Here is a 16,245-nt window from a genome sequence, read left to right on the forward strand (position 1 = left end):
CAGAAACCATGGGGTCAGCCCCGGGGAAATCAAGGCGCTAGCGACCATTATGCGAACTACCGGCGAGCGTCTGACGGACAAGGCCGAATCCTTGAAATAGCCGTATCTGCCGTCACATAGGAAAGAACACGTCATTCCGGTCGCGCCCGCACTGACAATGACCGGACGATACCACACTCTTTTCCCGGGGATGTTTTACGGCATGAATGACGAAAACCGCACAGGCTCATTTGAAGAGTTCGAGGAGGACCTGACCGAGTACATTGGCAAGGATGAGCACAGCAAGAGCCTCGCCCTGCCCCAGCAGATGATGCCGACGCGCATGTACGTGCTGCCGGTGTCCAATCGTCCGTTCTTCCCGGCCCAGGTCCAGCCGATCATGGTTAATCAGAACCCCTGGCAGGAGACGTTGAAACGGGTTGGCGAAACCGACCACAAGGTGCTCGGCATCTGCTTTGTGGACGACCACGAAACCGAGCAGGACATCCCCGGCAGCGAAGAGCTGGAAACCATGGGCTGTGCGGTTCGCGTGCATCAGGCCCAGCACGAGAGTGGCAAGGTGCAGTTTATCGCCCAGGGCCTGCAGCGCTTTCGGATTGTGCAGTGGCTGCGCCGCAAACCTCCCTATCTGGTAGAAGTCGAATATCCGAAGGAGCCGCAGGAAGACCCGGACGAGCTCAAGGCCTACACCCTGGCCATCATCAGTACCATCAAGGAACTGCTGCGCACCAATCCGCTTTATGGCGAGGACGTGAAGCAGTACCTGTCCCGATTCGGCCCGGACGACAGCTCGCCGCTGGCCGACTTCGGTGCCTCCATGACCAGCGCTCCGGGCAAGGAACTGCAGGACGTACTCGATACCGTGCCTCTGCTCCGGCGCATGGAGAAGGTCCTGTTGTTGATGCGCAAAGAGCAGGAAGTGGCGCGACTGCAATCGGAAATCAGCGAAGAGGTAAACGCCAAGGTCCAGAAGCACCAGCGCGAGTTCTTCCTGAAGGAACAGCTCAAAGTCATCCAGCGTGAACTGGGGATGGCCAAGGACGACAAAACCGCCGATGTCGAGCGCTTTGAACAACGCATGGCCCAACTGAACCCGCCGGAATCGGTGCAGGAACGCTTCCAGGACGAGGTGCAGAAACTGCAGGTGCTGGAGCAGGGCTCACCGGAATACGGGGTCACCCGAAACTACCTGGACTGGCTGACCCAAGTACCCTGGGGCGTGCACTCAGAGGACCACTTCGATCTCGCCGAGGCCAAGCGTATCCTGGACCGCGACCATGATGGCCTGGACGACGTGAAGAGTCGCATCGTCGAGTTTCTGGCCGAAGGCAGCTTCAAGGGCGAAGTCAGCGGCTCCATCCTGCTATTGGTCGGCCCGCCGGGCGTGGGCAAGACCTCCATCGGCCATTCCGTGGCCGATGCCCTGGGGCGCAAGTTCTACCGCTTCAGTGTCGGTGGCATGCGCGACGAGGCCGAGATCAAAGGCCATCGGCGCACCTACATTGGCGCCATGCCGGGCAAGTTCGTGCAGGCGTTGAAGGACGCCAAGGTGGCTAACCCGGTCATTATGCTCGACGAGATCGACAAGATTGGCGCTTCGTTCCAGGGTGATCCGGCTTCGGCGCTGCTTGAAACTCTGGACCCGGAGCAGAACCGGGAATTCCTCGACCATTACCTCGACGTGCGCATGGACCTGTCCAAGGTTCTGTTCATATGCACCGCCAACCAACTGGACACTATTCCCCGGCCCCTGCTGGACCGCATGGATGTGATCCGGCTGTCCGGCTACATCGCCGAGGAAAAGCTGGGCATTGCCAAGCATTACTTGCTGCCACGCCTGCTGAAGCGGGCCGGACTGCTGAAAAAGCAGCTCAATCTGACGGACGCGGCGATCAAACAGGTGATCGAGGGTTATGCCCGGGAAGCCGGAGTCCGCAGCCTGGAGAAGCTGCTACACAAGATCATCCGCAAGGGCATCGTGAAATTACTGGAAGAGCCCGACACTCCGATCAAGGTTGGCGTCTCGGATCTGACCGAGTATCTCGGCCAACCACCGTTCCGCAAGGAGAAGGCACTGAAAGGCATCGGCGTGGTGACCGGTCTGGCCTGGACCGCCATGGGCGGCGCGACCCTGAGCATTGAAGCCTCGCGCATCCACACCAACCAACGCGGCTTTAAATTGACCGGCCAGCTTGGCGAGGTGATGAAGGAGTCGGCGGAAATCGCCTACAGCTACGTGTCGTCCAACCTGAAACGGTTCAAGGGTGACCCGACTTTCTTCGACAAGTCGTTCGTGCACCTGCACGTTCCAGAAGGCGCAACACCCAAGGATGGCCCCAGCGCTGGCGTCACCATGGCAACGGCGCTGCTGTCCATCGCTCGCCGTGAATCGCCGCAGCAGAACATCGCCATGACTGGCGAGCTGACCCTGACCGGTCAGGTACTGCCCGTGGGCGGTATTCGGGAAAAGGTCATCGCGGCGCGCCGGCAGAAGATCAGCAACCTGATCCTGCCCGAAGCGAACCGGGGCGATTACGAGGAGTTACCGGAGTATCTGCGTGAAGGCCTGACGGTGAACTTTGCCCGGCACTATAACGATGTGTTCCAGGCTTGCTTTGGCACCAAATCGGCCAGAGGGGCGAGCGTTCACTAACCCGGCCGCTCAGTGGGCGTGGTTGGCGCCCACTGAGGCCAGGCTCAGGACTTGGTCTCGGACTTCCAGCCGTCTTCGCGCAGCACCGGGCCCACGTGCAGCACCGGCGAGGCGTCGATGTCGTCAGCATCCATCATGTTAGCCACGCGCTGGAGCGAGGCCAGAATCATGGTCTGTTCCCACTCATCGAGACTCTGAAACTTCTTGATGAAGTCTTCCTGCAGCGGATTCGGGGCGCGGGCCAGAATCTCGTCGCCCTGCTCTGTCAGGTGCGCGTGCACCTTGCGCTTATCCTGGGTACTGCGCACCCGATACACCAGATTCCGCTGCTCGAGCCGGTCCAGAATCGTCGTGACCGTGGCCTGGCTCAGACTGACCTTGTCGGCGATGGTGCCGATGGTTACTTCACCAAGGGCACGGATGGTCCGCATGATCAGCAACTGGGGGCCGGTTAAGCCGGCGTGCTTGCTAAGGCGCTTGGAATGGAGATCTGTTGCGCGGATAACCCGCCGCAAAGCGACCAGTACCTGCTCGTAATTCTGCACTGTGCTGCTCCGGTCCGGGGCAGATGCTCCGGTCTGTTTAGAATCGGGGGTGTCGAGGGAGTTGGGGTTCGCACCCTTTTTGCTCGCCATTGACGTTGGCCTCATTCAAACGAAAGCCCAGCCGAAACTGAGCCACTGAAAACACCAGATTTATTTATAACACTAACTATTAGAGGTCTCTGCACCGCAAATTGCAAGTGGTCATATTTACCTAACGGCCGACGCACTCGCCCTCACCCCGGCCAATTCAAGCCGTGGGCATTTTTTCCGGCGGCCACTATGCTATGGTCAGCAACTTTCTGAAAACCCGAATAACGGAAGTCGCCCCATGATCAGCCGAAACCTGTACCGGTTCCTTTCCAGCCGCCCGACCTCCGGCATCTCTCTGGGCCAATTCCTGGGCCCAATCGGCCTGGGTCAAATCCGCGCCATCCTTATGACCTTCATGGCGCTAGCGCTGGTCATGACACTGGTCGCGCCCGCTCAGGCACAGGATCCGGAAACTATCGGCCCCAATGGCAAGAAGGACGTTACCTCCGACGATGTTGCAGCAGCCCTGGCAGACCTTGAAGAGCCCATGTACACGCCGTTTATCGAGCTTTACCTGCTGGAAGAAAGCAAGGCGCTGCGCAAGGAGATGCAAAACACCCGGGCCGAGCTGATCGAAAAGGTGGTTGATAAGGAGCTGTCGGTAGCCGACAAGACCATGTCCTACGCCACCGATACGGTCACCTACTTCTTTTACCTGATCGCCGGCGCCACTTCTATTCTCGTAGTTATCGGCTGGAACTCCATCCGTGACATGCGTAACCAGCTCACCAGCCTGGCCGAGAAGCGCGTTAACGAACTGGTGGTGGAATATGAGAGACGGCTGGAGGGCATTGAGGACCAGCTAAAGCAGAAATCCGACATCATTCACCAGAACCAGGCAGAGATTGAGCGCACCAACGAAGTGCATTCGCTCTGGTTGAAGGCAAGTCAGGAGACGTCGCAGCAGAACAAGATCGCGGCTTACGACCAGATTCTCGACCTCCGTCCTGACGATGTCGAGGCGCTCAGCTACAAGGCCGACGCTGTACTGGAAATTCAGGAACCGCTGTGGGCTATCAGCCTGTGTCAACGAGCGCTCAAGCTGGCCCCGGACAACGGCCATGCCCACTACCAGCTGGCGTGCGCCTATGCTGAGATTGGCCGCTGGGAAGACGCTGTAACGACTTTACAAAAAGCTATAGACATTTCAGAAGCTTACCGTGACGATGCCTCGGTAGACCTGAGCTTTGAACACCTGCGTGAGCATGAAAGCTTCCGCACACTGGTTTTTACCAACCAGGACGACAGCACGGACGCGTGACACTGCTCGGAGCGGCACAGGGCTTGCTTGCAAGCTGTGCGACTGGAAGCGACCGGCTGTTCCAATCAGCCAGTCCTTGCGGCCCTGTGTTTTCAGACAAACTCTGCCCCAATCTGCTTGACAAGAACAGGGGTGTGGTGTTTGTTTAACTCTCTGAGAACACAAGAATAACCCTGAACCAAACAGGACAGACCTAATGAGAACCTCAGTAAAAAAACTCGCAACCGCTGTTAGCACTTCTATCGCACTGATGGGCGCCGGCCACGCCGCTGCCGAAATCCAGATTGGCATCGCCGGCCCGATGACTGGTCCTGTTGCCCAGTACGGTGACATGCAGTTTTCCGGTGCCCGCATGGCCATCCAGCAGATCAACGCCAATGGCGGTGTGATGGGTGAAGAACTCGTTGGCGTGGAATACGACGACGTGTGTGACCCCAAGCAGGCCGTAACCGTTGCCAACAACCTGGTGAACGACGGCGTTCGCTTTGTGGTTGGTCACCTGTGCTCCAGTTCCTCCCAGCCCGCATCTGACATCTACGAAGACGAAGGTATCCTGATGGTTACCCCGGCTTCCACCAGCCCGGAAATCACCGAGCGTGGCTATGAACTGGTATTCCGTACCATCGGTCTGGACAGCATGCAGGGGCCGGTTGCCGGCAACTACATCGCCAGCCTGAACCCTGAGCGCGTTGCGATTGTTCACGACAAGCAGCAGTACGGTGAAGGCATCGCCACCGCCGTGCGTGACACCCTGAAGAATCAGGGCGTTGAAATCGCCATGTTCGAAGGCATCACCGCTGGCGACAAGGACTTCTCTTCGCTGGTCACCAAGCTGAAGCAGGCTGACGTGGACTACGTCTACTACGGTGGTTATCACCCGGAACTGGGTCTGATCCTGCGCCAGGCGCGCCAGGGTGACCTGGATGCCGTATTCATGGGTCCTGAAGGCGTTGGCAACAAAGACATCAACACCATTGCAGGCGAAGCCGCCGAAGGCCTGTTGGTAACCCTGCCACCGAGCTTCGACCAGAAAGCTGAGAACCAGGAACTGGTTAAGGCATTCGAAGGCAAGGGCGAAGATCCGTCCGGCCCGTTCGTACTGACCTCTTACGCGGCTGTCCAGCTGATTGCCGACGGTATCACGAAAGCCGAATCCACTGATCCGTTCGACGTAGCAGCAGCCCTGCGCGGCGGCACCTATGAAACTCCGATCGGCACCGTTGAATACGACAAAGCCGGCGATATGAAATCGTTCGAGTTTGTTGTGTACGAATGGCATTCAGATGGAAGCAAAACTCCGGTAAACTAAGCCAAATCGTTAAAAAACGGTAATTTTGAGAGCACCTTCTCACCGCGATCCGGGAGAAGGTGTTTTTCTAGGCTCCTGTTGAACCTCCCCCACTCTCGGTTCGGTTATCCCGGGTTCGGCGTGCGGAAGCGGAGGGGGCAGGCTTTCGGAGTTTTCCAACCATGCAAGACCTCCTTTATTTCTCTCAGCAGCTCATCAACGGGCTGACGATCGGGAGCACCTATGCCCTGATCGCCATCGGTTACACGATGGTTTACGGCATCATCGGCATGATCAACTTTGCCCATGGTGAAATCTATATGATCGGTGCCTACACCGCGCTGATCGCCATTACCGGCCTCGCCTCCCTCGGCGTTGTCTGGCTCCCCCTGATTCTAATCGTTGCCCTGGTCTGCGCCATGATCGTATCCAGTTCCATGGGCTGGGCGGTGGAACGGGTAGCCTACCGACCGGTACGCGGACGCCATCGACTGATTCCGCTGATCTCCGCCATCGGCATGTCGATCTTCCTGCAGAACTACGTGCACCTGGCCCAGGGCTCGCGCAACATCGGTTTCCCGGCACTGATTGAAGGTGGTTTCACGTTTGGCTCGGACGGCGCCTTCCAGATGTCGCTGTCGTACATGCAAATCACCATCTTCATTACCACTCTGATCTGCATGACCGCCCTATCCCTGTTCATTGCCCGCTCCCGCACCGGCCGCGCCTGCCGCGCCGTGTCTCAGGACCTGGGTATGGCCAACCTGTTGGGCATCGACACCAACCGGATCATCTCCGCCACGTTCGTGATCGGCGCTGCGCTGGCCGCCGTTGCCGGCCTGTTGCTGGGCATGTATTACGGTTCGGTTGATCCCCTGTTCGGCTTTATTGCCGGTCTCAAGGCATTCACCGCAGCGGTACTCGGCGGTATCGGCAGTATTCCCGGCGCGATGCTGGGCGGGCTGATCCTGGGCGTGTCCGAAAGCATGACCTCCGGCTACCTTAGTGGCGAATACAAGGACGTGGTCTCCTTTGGCCTGCTGATCCTCATTCTGCTGTTCAAACCCACCGGCCTGCTCGGCAAACCGGAGGTTGAGAAGATCTAATGGCTGCTCATAACTTCAAACACGCACTGTTCTGCGCGTTCATTACCCTGCTCATTTCCTACCCGATCCTCGGTTTCAACCTTGAGGCCCAGGGTATCAACATCGCCATCACTGGGGCCGATACCACGACCATCCTCGGCGTACTGCTCGCTGCGGTCGTGGTGTTCCTGTTCCAACTGTTCCGCGACCAGATCATGGGCCGAGTCGGCGACCTCAAGAGCCTGACCGCGGGCAAGCCCAAGGAACCGATGGCCGAGAACCGGCGCGCCAAGATCGAATCCTGGGTGCTGACTGGCATTGTCGTACTGGCGCTGTTCTGGCCGTTCTTCATGTCCCGTGGCGCGGTCGACCTGGCCACGCTGGTACTGATCTACATCATGCTGGCACTCGGCCTGAACGTGGTGGTTGGCCTCGCCGGCCTGCTCGACCTGGGTTACGTCGCGTTCTATGCCGTGGGTGCGTACACCTTCGCACTGCTGTCCCAGTACCTGGGCGTCTCGTTCTGGGTTGCCCTGCCGATCGGCGCCCTGCTGGCTGCCACCTTCGGCCTGGTGCTGGGTTTTCCGGTGTTGCGATTGCGCGGGGACTACCTGGCCATCGTGACCCTGGGCTTCGGTGAGATCATCCGAATCCTGCTCAACAACTGGACCAACCTCACCGGTGGCCCGAACGGCATCGGCGGCATTCCCGACCCGACCCTGTTCGGCATGGAGTTCGGCCGGCGCGTAAAAGAAGAGGGCAACACCTCGTTCCACGAAACCTTTGGCATCGCCTACAGCGGCGAGCACAAGGTCATCTTCCTGTACCTGATTGCCCTGGTACTGGCGGTGTTCACCGCGTTGGTCATCCGTCGCTTCATGCGCATGCCGGTGGGCCGCGCCTGGGAAGCACTGCGTGAAGACGAAATCGCAGCCCGCTCCCTCGGCCTGAGCCGGACCGCAGTCAAGCTGTCGGCGTTTACCATTGGCGCCTTCTTCGCCGGTTTCGCCGGCACCGTGTTTGCGTCCAAGCAGGGCTTTATCAGCCCGGAATCGTTCGTCTTCCTGGAATCCGCCATCATCCTCGCCATCGTGGTGTTGGGCGGTATGGGCTCTCAGATTGGTGTGGTCCTGGCCGCCATAGCGGTCACCATCCTGCCGGAACTGGCCCGTGAATTCTCTGAATACCGCATGCTGATCTTCGGCGCCGCCATGGTGCTGATGATGGTTTGGCGCCCTCAGGGCCTCATGCCGATGCGCCGTATTCATATTGAACTGAAAAAACAGGAGTGATGGACGATGCTTGAAGTAAAGAATCTGTCCATGCGCTTTGGCGGCCTGTTGGCCGTGGACCAGGTGTCTCTGGACGTACAAGAACGGGAAATTGTCTCGATCATCGGCCCGAACGGCGCTGGCAAAACCACCGTGTTCAACTGCATGAGTGGCTTTTATCAGCCCACCGGCGGTCAGATCCTTTTCGAGGGTCAGGAAGTTCAGGGCAAGCCGGACTACAAGATCTCACGCCTGGGCATGGTGAGAACCTTCCAGCACGTGCGTCTGTTCAACCAGATGACCGTGGTGGAAAACCTGCTGGTCGCTCAGCACCGGCACCTGAACACCAATCTGGTGGCGGGCTTGCTGAAGACACCTAGCTATCGGGAGCGGGAACAGAAGTCCCTGGATCGGGCCGCCTACTGGCTGGACCGGGTTGGCCTGATGCACCTGGCCAACCGGGAAGCGGGCAACCTGGCCTACGGCCAGCAACGGCGCCTGGAAATCGCCCGCTGCATGGTCACTGAACCCAAGCTGCTGATGCTCGACGAGCCGGCGGCCGGTCTGAACCCGGCGGAAACCAAAGACCTTAACCAGCTGATCGTCAGCCTGAAAGAGGACTACTGCGTTTCCGTGGTGCTGATTGAGCACGACATGAGCCTGGTGATGGACATCTCCGACCGTATCAACGTGATCAACCAGGGGCGTCCCCTGGCCAGCGGTACGCCGGAAGAAATCCGCCAGAACGACGACGTGATCAAAGCCTACCTGGGCGAGGCCTGAGGAAGAACCATGCTTGTACTAGAAGATGTCCATACCCACTACGGCAAAATTGAGGCGCTGCATGGCGTCTCTGTCGAGGTCAAAAAAGGCGAGATTGTGTCCCTGATCGGCGCCAATGGCGCTGGCAAGACCACGCTGCTGATGACCGTGTGCGGCAACCCGCAGGCCAGCTCGGGCCGGGTTATTTTGAACGGCCGCGATATTACCCGCGATCCTACCGCCAACATCATGCGTTCCGGGATTGCCATCGTTCCCGAAGGTCGGAGAATTTTCTCTGGCCTGACCGTGGAAGAGAACCTGCACATGGGCGGGTTCTTCAACACCAAGGCCGAGATCCGTAAGAGCCAGGACCACGCCTATGAGCTGTTCCCGCGCCTGAAAGAGCGTGAACACCAGCGGGCCGGCACCATGTCCGGTGGTGAGCAACAGATGCTGGCCATTGGCCGCGCCCTGATGAGCAAGCCGAACATGATCATTCTCGATGAGCCGTCGCTGGGCTTGGCACCACTGGTGATCAAACAGATCTTCGAAATCATCGGCCACCTGCGTGACGAGGGCATTACCGTGTTCCTGGTTGAACAGAACGCCCATCAGGCCCTGAACCTGGCGGACCGCGGTTACGTGCTGGAAACCGGCAAGATCCGGCTGCAGGATACGGGCAAGAACCTGCTCGCTAATCCGGAAGTTCAGAACGCCTATCTGGGCGGCTGAACTGAAGCCCGAAGGTTTCACCACGGAAAACACAACCGGCGCATGGCTCATGCGCCGGTTTTTTTATTTCTATGGTTATAGAAGTCACAAAGAAGATGAAAATGTCGGGAAAAATCAGTTACTCACCCGACAAACGGTTGGCGTCTTGGCGATATGCACTATACTCAGTCGAACGGTCATCCTGTCTCCACACAAACCAGTCAGGGCCGTTTCCGCAATATCGCCCATCATCGGGTGACGCGGTATGCGACGACAGCAAAAAACCACACAAAGGAGTGGATAATGAAAAAACTGATCGCAGGTGCAATTCTTCTGGGTGCTTCCTCCATGGCTTTCGCACAGCCTGGCTGTGGTGTTGGCGCCATGATCTGGAAAGGACAGTCCGGTATTGCCCCCCACGTTTTGGCCGCCACTACCAATGGCACGTTCGGTAACCAGACATTCGGTATGACCACTGGCACCCTGGGCTGCCAGACCAACGAGTCTGTGCAATCCATGGCCCTGTACATGGACAGCAACATCGACAAGGTTGCCCGTGACATGTCCCGTGGCAGCGGTGAGAACCTGGACACCCTGGCTGTTCTTTTGGGCGTGGACGCCGCTGACCGCGATACCTTCCGCAAGGTACTGCAGGACAACTTCGCCACTATCTTCCCAAGCTCCGAAACCACCTCTGGTGAAGCAGTCGATGCCATTGTCGCCCTGCTGGAGCAAAACCAGTCTCTGAGCAAGTACGTGGCCGCATAACACCGCGCCGTACAGGGATGCTCTTGTGCCAAGGACGGCGCACCATCCAGCTTCACTTGCTCTCAAATCCGGACGACTACATCATCCATGGGCCAATCGCTTCGCCTCGGGCCAGCACTGTGCTGGCTTGCCCTCTCGGCACCTGCCCTGGCAGACACTTCGCCGACCAACGAAAACCTTCACCTGGATCCGGCCTGGCTGACGCTGATGCACTACCAGCAGGACAACCTCGGCGGCGGCTTTACCAGCCAGGCTGACGATCCGAATTTTTTTCTCAGCGACCAGGGCAAACAGGCGCCCGACCGAGAGCTGGAAGCAACCTTGTCCGCCATCCAGCAACCCGGCAGCGGCGATAACCACGCCCAATGCCGATTCCCAGCCCGCACAGCCTGGCTTTCGGATCAGCTGGATCTCTCATTGCCGGCGGTAGACTGCCCTGCGTACGAGGAATGGACCGAGACCCTGAACACCGAAACGGTAACCCTGGTATTCGCGGCGTCCTACCTGAACAGTCCCTCTTCCATGTTCGGGCACACTTTCCTGCGGCTGGACCCACCCCAGGACGATGACGAAACCAACCTGCTCCTGGCCAGCACCATCTCCTACGCGGCCGACGCAGCGGCCCACGACAGCGAGATCCTGTTTGCCTACAAAGGTATCTTTGGCGGATATCCGGGCATTACCAGCGTGCAGCCTTACTACGAGAAAATTCGCCTGTATTCGGACATCGAACACCGGGATCTGTGGGAATACCGGCTCAACCTGACGCAGACCGAAGTTGATCTGCTGATCGCCCACGCCTGGGAAATTCGCGATCACAACTTCGATTACTACTTCTTTGATGAGAACTGCGCCTACCGGCTGCTGGCACTGATCGATGTGGCACGCCCGGGCACCGATCTCCTGGGCGAAGTAAGCACTCACGCGATTCCCTCCGACACCGTGCGCTGGGTGGTCGACAAAAACCTGGTCAGCGAGGTCTACTACCGGCCTTCAGCCGCCACTTCCGTGGCCTACAGCCTGGAATCATTGCCGGAGGCGCAGCAAACTCTCGCTGCCGCTATCGCCAACGGCTATGTCGACCCTGACGCCCAAGAAATCCAACAGCTCGCGCCCAGGCAACAGGCCCATGTCCTGGATGCCACCTACGACTACGTGCGTTACCAGAGCGAAGCCGACGGCTGGCCCCGGGAATTTGCCGCGCCCCTGTCCCACAACCTGCTGATGGCCCGTAGCGATATTGATGACGCACCAGCACCCCGGACACCACCACAACCGGAGATAAGGGACGACCAGGGCCATAACACCTTCCGCGCCAGCATCAGCGCCGGCCAACAGGCACACCGGGAGTTCACAGAACTGACCCTCCGCCCGGCCTACCACGACGTACTGGACCCACCCGCCGGGTACCGCCCCGGTGCACAGCTCCAGTTCCTGCGGCTGGACGCCCGGTACTACACCGACAACGACGAGCTGCAACTGGAACAGCTGATCGGCGTTGAGATCCGCTCTCTGAGCCCCAGAGACCAGTTCTTCTCGCCTTTGTCCTGGCAGGTAGGCTTCGGTGGCCGTCGCACCGATACTGGCGACAAACGAGTTCTGACGCCGTATTTGGAAGGAGGCGCCGGTGGCAGCTGGCTGCTGGGCAATCACCTTCAGGCCTTTGCCATCGCCACCGCCGATCTGGAAATCGACGACGACCTGCGCCGCGGCTACGACGCCGCACCCGGTGCCGACATCGGCCTTCTGCACCAGAGCAACCGGTTCAGCTTTATCGCCGGCGCGAAGACCAAAGCCTGGATTGTTAGTAGCCAGCACAGGCAAGATCAGGTCTACGTTAAAGGCAACTGGCACCTTGGTCGCGCCTTCAGCCTGTTCGCAGAATTCACTCGGGAAGACCACTACGACAGGTACCAGAGCACATGGCAAACCGGACTGCACGCTTACTTTTAAACACACTGCCCGCTGGTCGCATGCGCACAGCCTTGATATTGCTCTGTGCGGTTTTCCTGCAAACCGGGTGCAGCAGCGTGTTCTTCTTTCCGGATAACGTGACCTACGTCACCCCGGACCGGCTCAACCTCGAATACGAAGACATCTATCTGGAAACCGCGGACGGTGAAACCCTGCACGGCTGGTGGCTGCCTGCCAAAAACCCCGAGACCGCCAAAGGCACCGTGTACTTTCTCCACGGCAACGCCCAGAACATCAGCAGCCACATCTTCAACGTGGCCTGGCTGCCGGCCGAGGGCTACAACATTTTCACCCTCGATTACCGCGGCTACGGCCGGTCCACCGGCGCGCCGGACATCGAAGGCGCCCTGCACGATGTAGAAACCGGCATGCGCTGGCTTGGCTCCCACCCGGAGGTTAGAGAGGGCCCGGTGTTCCTGTTGGGACAGAGCCTTGGTGGCGCACTGGGCATACCCCTGGCCGGCGAATGGGTTAAGCGCGGCGAAGAGCCCGGGCTCGACGGCGTAATACTGGATGGCACGTTCTCAGGTTTTCGCGGCATTGCCCGGGAAAAGCTGGGCAGCGTCTGGTTAACCTGGCTCCTCCAGATCCCCCTGAGCTGGACCATCCCCGCCGAATACGAAGGCATCGACTACATCGACGACATCAGCCCGGTGCCGGTCATGGTCATCCACAGCGTCCGCGATGGCATCATTCCCTTCCACCACGGAAAAGATCTTTACAGAGCTGCAGAAGAGCCCAAAGAGTTTCTGCAGACAGACACGCCACACGCATCTACGTTCGTGATCCCGGCTTACAAAAAATCCCTACTGAATTTCCTCGCCGAAGCCACTGACTAGGTATGAGCAACTGGTGAGAGGCATTTTTCAAAACTGTTGAGGGCCAAGGACGGCCCGAAACAAGTGCACATGGATGTGCTCGTAGCGTGTTTTGAAAAATGCCTCTCAGCAGTTGCCTCCACCAAAACCAAAGCCCCAATAAAAGAAAAACCCGCCAATCCAAAGGAAAGGCGGGTTTTCGAGACCTTCTAGCGTTTAGCTATCAGGCAGAGAAGTCAGTCGGCTGCTCGCCTTCCTGAACTTCCTTCATGGACAGCTTCACGCGACCACGGTTGTCTACATCCAGAACCTTAACCAGAACTTCCTGACCTTCGCTCAGCTCATCAGTCACGTTCTCGATACGGCGCTCAGAGATCTGGGAAATGTGCACCAGACCATCCTTGCCAGGCAGGAGGTTAACGAAGGCACCGAAATCAACGATGCGCTCAACACGACCCTTGTAGATCGCGCCAACTTCGATTTCCGCGGTGATCTCCTTGACCCGGTTAACCGCAGCCTGGGCAGCTTCCTGGTTGTCGGCGTAGATCTTCACGTTGCCGTCGTCGTCCAGATCGATAGACGCACCGGTTTCGTCACAGATAGAACGGATGGTAGCACCGCCCTTACCGATAACGTCACGGATCTTGTCCGGGTTGATCTTAACGGTGGTGATGCTCGGTGCACGCGCAGACAGCTCTGAACGGGACTCGGCGATAACCTTGTTCATCTCACCCAGGATGTGCAGACGTGCTTCTTGTGCCTGCTCCAGAGCCAGCTCCATGATCTCGTCGGTGATACCGTTGATCTTGATGTCCATCTGCAGGGCAGTAACACCGTCTTTGGTACCAGCAACCTTGAAATCCATGTCGCCCAGGTGGTCTTCGTCACCCAGGATGTCAGTCAGGACTGCAAACTTGTCGCCTTCCTTGACCAGACCCATGGCGATACCAGCAACCGGCGCCTTCAGCGGAACACCCGCGTCCATCAGGGCCAGACTGGAACCACATACCGACGCCATAGAGCTGGAGCCGTTGGATTCAGTGATCTCGGAAACCGCACGGATGGTGTACGGGAACTCTTCGATGGTCGGCATAACCGCGGAGATACCGCGCTTCGCCAGACGACCGTGACCGATTTCACGACGGCCCGGGCTGCCCATACGACCAGCTTCGCCAACGGAGTACGGAGGGAAGTTGTAGTGGAACAGGAACGGGTCCTTACGCTCACCGTGCAGGGCATCGATGATCTGCATGTCACGAGCGGTGCCCAGGGTAGTCGTTACGATGGCCTGAGTTTCACCACGGGTGAACAGAGCCGAACCGTGGGTGCTAGGCAGCACGCCTACTTCGATTTCGATCGGACGAACGGTCTTGTTGTCACGGCCATCGATACGCGGCTTGCCATCAATTACCTGCTGACGCACAACCGACTTCTCGATCTTGCCGAAGTACTTCTTGACCTCATCACCGGAAGGCTGACCTTCCTCTTCGCCGGCAAACTTCTCAACGGCAGCGGTCTTGATCTCGCCCAGACGAGCATAACGCTCCATCTTGTCACGGATGCTGTACGCTTCTTCGATAGCGCCAGCGAATTCGCCCTTGATGGCGTTCAGCAGCTCGGTGTTCTCAACTTCCGGAGTCCACTCCCAACGCGGCTTGCCAATCTCAGCAGCGAATTCCTTGATCGCACTGACCGCAACCTGCATTTCCTGGTGGGCGAACAGAACGCCACCCAGCATCTGGTCTTCGGTCAGGCCTTTGGCTTCGGATTCAACCATCAGCACTGCGTCTTCAGTACCGGCAACAACCATGTCGAGCAGCGAGGTTTCGAGCTCTTCAAAAGTCGGGTTCAGGAAGTAGCCACGCTCATTGGTGAAGGCAACGCGGGATGCACCGATCGGGCCGTCGAACGGAATACCGGAAATCGACAGAGCGGCAGAAGCAGCCAGCATCGCGGCAATGTCCGGATCCTGAGTCTTGTTGGCGGACATAACGGTCAGCACAACCTGGACTTCGTTCATGTAGCCATTCGGGAACAGAGGACGAATCGGACGGTCGATCAGGCGAGAGGTCAGGGTTTCCTTCTCGGAAGGACGACCTTCACGCTTGAAGAAACCACCCGGGATCTTGCCAACGGCGTAGGTTTTTTCAGTGTAGTTAACGGTCAGCGGGAAAAAGCCCTGGCCCGGCTTTGGTTCCTTGGCGCCTACCACGGTACCCAATACGGATACGTCATCGATAGTTACCAGAACTGAACCGGTAGCCTGACGGGCAATACGACCGGTTTCGAGAGTGACGGTCTTGCCGCCCAGCTCAAACGTTTTCTTTACAGGTTTCAGATCCACAAAAAACTCCTGATCACTCTATTTCAGCTAGATTCAACCAACACGCCCATGCGTGCGGTCGTTGGTCTGCAGGTGTCAGTCACATGGTCCGAAAGCTAACCCGTCTGAAAGCTAACAGGCTGTTGCAAAACCCCGGAGAGCGAGGGGTGTTCAAGTAGACCCACCCGGGCTTTTCAACAACCTGCTATCGATTTCGGCTTTCCATTACGACAGGGTATCCGTCGAACTCACTGACACAGCCACTGCAGTCTTACTTGGTGAGAAAAGCACAACCGGTAGAACCTCGTAAGGTTCTACCGGCTGCCGGCGTGCTCTGGCCGAAGCCTGAGCAGCCTTCAGGTCGAAAAGACCGGATTAGCGACGCAGACCAAGGCGCTTGATCAGCTCCAGGTAACGGTCAGCGTTCTTGCGCTTCAGGTAGTCCAGCAGCTTACGACGCTGGTTTACCATCCGGATCAGACCACGGCGGGAATGGTGATCCTGCTTGTTGGTCTTGAAGTGATCCTGCAGCTTGTTGATGTTGGCGCTCAGCAGTGCAACCTGAACTTCAGGAGACCCGGTATCGCTTTCACCTTGCTGATAATCCTTAACGATCTGTGACTTCTCACTGGCAGAAAGTGCCATATTACACCTCTTTGTTTGCGATGCTCTCGAATACGGCCGAACCGCGCATCT

The 16,245-nt window shown here is 58.2% G+C and carries 13 protein-coding genes; 10 read left to right on the forward strand and 3 right to left on the reverse strand.

Going from position 1 to position 16,245, the window contains the following annotated elements; translation table 11 throughout:
- Positions 1-202: 202 nt before the first annotated feature.
- Complete coding sequence (lon, locus tag QUE89_RS14635; protein ID WP_286220796.1) at positions 203-2,653, forward strand: endopeptidase La; 2,451 nt, start codon at positions 203-205, stop codon at positions 2,651-2,653.
- Between the two features lie 44 nt (positions 2,654-2,697).
- Here lon and QUE89_RS14640 read toward each other — a convergent pair whose 3' ends face one another.
- Positions 2,698-3,198: a MarR family winged helix-turn-helix transcriptional regulator gene (locus QUE89_RS14640; protein WP_286222907.1), complete on the reverse strand. Its 501-nt coding sequence runs from the start codon at positions 3,196-3,198 to the stop codon at positions 2,698-2,700.
- Between the two features lie 445 nt (positions 3,199-3,643).
- On the opposite strand from QUE89_RS14640, the gene QUE89_RS14645 reads away from it, so the two are divergent.
- The 9 genes from QUE89_RS14645 to QUE89_RS14685 all read left to right on the forward strand — a co-directional run bounded on the left by QUE89_RS14645 (position 3,644) and on the right by QUE89_RS14685 (position 13,247).
- Complete coding sequence (locus QUE89_RS14645) at positions 3,644-4,549, forward strand: tetratricopeptide repeat protein (RefSeq protein ID WP_434784114.1); 906 nt, start codon at positions 3,644-3,646, stop codon at positions 4,547-4,549.
- Between the two features lie 196 nt (positions 4,550-4,745).
- Positions 4,746-5,858 carry a branched-chain amino acid ABC transporter substrate-binding protein gene (locus QUE89_RS14650; RefSeq protein WP_286220797.1) on the forward strand — a complete coding sequence of 371 codons (1,113 nt, stop codon included), beginning with the start codon at positions 4,746-4,748 and terminating at the stop codon, positions 5,856-5,858.
- 161 nt (positions 5,859-6,019) lie between these two features.
- A complete protein-coding gene (livH, locus tag QUE89_RS14655; protein ID WP_138438774.1) occupies positions 6,020-6,943 on the forward strand; it encodes a high-affinity branched-chain amino acid ABC transporter permease LivH in 924 nt (307 codons plus the stop codon).
- The gene (locus QUE89_RS14660; protein WP_286220798.1) at positions 6,943-8,214 is read left to right on the forward strand and encodes a high-affinity branched-chain amino acid ABC transporter permease LivM; all 1,272 of its coding nucleotides are present in this window, start codon (positions 6,943-6,945) and stop codon (positions 8,212-8,214) included. The genes livH and QUE89_RS14660 overlap by 1 nt, the downstream gene beginning before the upstream one ends.
- A 6-nt stretch (positions 8,215-8,220) precedes the next feature.
- Entirely contained in the window at positions 8,221-8,976 is a 756-nt protein-coding gene (gene livG, locus QUE89_RS14665; protein ID WP_286220799.1) for a high-affinity branched-chain amino acid ABC transporter ATP-binding protein LivG, read from the forward strand.
- A gap of 9 nt (positions 8,977-8,985) precedes the next feature.
- Positions 8,986-9,687 (forward strand): ABC transporter ATP-binding protein, encoded by a 702-nt coding sequence (locus QUE89_RS14670; RefSeq protein ID WP_138438771.1) that lies wholly within the window; start codon positions 8,986-8,988, stop codon positions 9,685-9,687.
- Between the two features lie 282 nt (positions 9,688-9,969).
- Positions 9,970-10,434 carry a DUF3015 domain-containing protein gene (locus tag QUE89_RS14675; protein ID WP_041339129.1) on the forward strand — a complete coding sequence of 155 codons (465 nt, stop codon included), beginning with the start codon at positions 9,970-9,972 and terminating at the stop codon, positions 10,432-10,434.
- Between the two features lie 87 nt (positions 10,435-10,521).
- The gene (locus QUE89_RS14680; RefSeq protein ID WP_286220800.1) at positions 10,522-12,387 is read left to right on the forward strand and encodes an Lnb N-terminal periplasmic domain-containing protein; all 1,866 of its coding nucleotides are present in this window, start codon (positions 10,522-10,524) and stop codon (positions 12,385-12,387) included.
- On the forward strand, positions 12,357-13,247 hold the full coding sequence (locus QUE89_RS14685; protein ID WP_286220801.1) for an alpha/beta hydrolase: 891 nt from the start codon (positions 12,357-12,359) through the stop codon (positions 13,245-13,247). The genes QUE89_RS14680 and QUE89_RS14685 overlap by 31 nt, the downstream gene beginning before the upstream one ends.
- A gap of 202 nt (positions 13,248-13,449) precedes the next feature.
- Here the strand turns inward: QUE89_RS14685 and pnp are convergent, their stop codons facing one another.
- Together pnp and rpsO are read right to left on the reverse strand one after the other, a co-directional pair.
- A complete protein-coding gene (pnp, locus tag QUE89_RS14690) occupies positions 13,450-15,564 on the reverse strand; it encodes a polyribonucleotide nucleotidyltransferase (protein WP_286222909.1) in 2,115 nt (704 codons plus the stop codon).
- Positions 15,565-15,924: 360 nt separating this feature from the next.
- Entirely contained in the window at positions 15,925-16,194 is a 270-nt protein-coding gene (gene rpsO, locus QUE89_RS14695; protein WP_286220802.1) for a 30S ribosomal protein S15, read from the reverse strand.
- Positions 16,195-16,245 lie beyond the last annotated feature (51 nt).

The sequence above is a fragment of the Marinobacter sp. LA51 genome (genome assembly GCF_030297175.1).
In the GTDB taxonomy this organism is placed as follows: Bacteria; Pseudomonadota; Gammaproteobacteria; order Pseudomonadales; family Oleiphilaceae; genus Marinobacter; species Marinobacter apostichopi.

Excerpts from the sequence above, each read along its gene's own strand:
- lon (WP_286220796.1), top strand. The coding sequence starts at position 203 with ATGAATGACGAAAACCGCACAGGCTCATTTGAAGAGTTCGAGGAGGAC.
- QUE89_RS14645 (WP_434784114.1), top strand. The coding sequence starts at position 3,644 with ATGGCGCTAGCGCTGGTCATGACACTGGTCGCGCCCGCTCAGGCACAG.
- QUE89_RS14650 (WP_286220797.1), top strand. The coding sequence starts at position 4,746 with ATGAGAACCTCAGTAAAAAAACTCGCAACCGCTGTTAGCACTTCTATC.
- livH (WP_138438774.1), top strand. The coding sequence starts at position 6,020 with ATGCAAGACCTCCTTTATTTCTCTCAGCAGCTCATCAACGGGCTGACG.
- QUE89_RS14660 (WP_286220798.1), top strand. The coding sequence starts at position 6,943 with ATGGCTGCTCATAACTTCAAACACGCACTGTTCTGCGCGTTCATTACC.
- livG (WP_286220799.1), top strand. The coding sequence starts at position 8,221 with ATGCTTGAAGTAAAGAATCTGTCCATGCGCTTTGGCGGCCTGTTGGCC.
- QUE89_RS14670 (WP_138438771.1), top strand. The coding sequence starts at position 8,986 with ATGCTTGTACTAGAAGATGTCCATACCCACTACGGCAAAATTGAGGCG.
- QUE89_RS14675 (WP_041339129.1), top strand. The coding sequence starts at position 9,970 with ATGAAAAAACTGATCGCAGGTGCAATTCTTCTGGGTGCTTCCTCCATG.
- QUE89_RS14680 (WP_286220800.1), top strand. The coding sequence starts at position 10,522 with ATGGGCCAATCGCTTCGCCTCGGGCCAGCACTGTGCTGGCTTGCCCTC.
- QUE89_RS14685 (WP_286220801.1), top strand. The coding sequence starts at position 12,357 with ATGGCAAACCGGACTGCACGCTTACTTTTAAACACACTGCCCGCTGGT.
- rpsO (WP_286220802.1), bottom strand. The coding sequence starts at position 16,194 with ATGGCACTTTCTGCCAGTGAGAAGTCACAGATCGTTAAGGATTATCAG.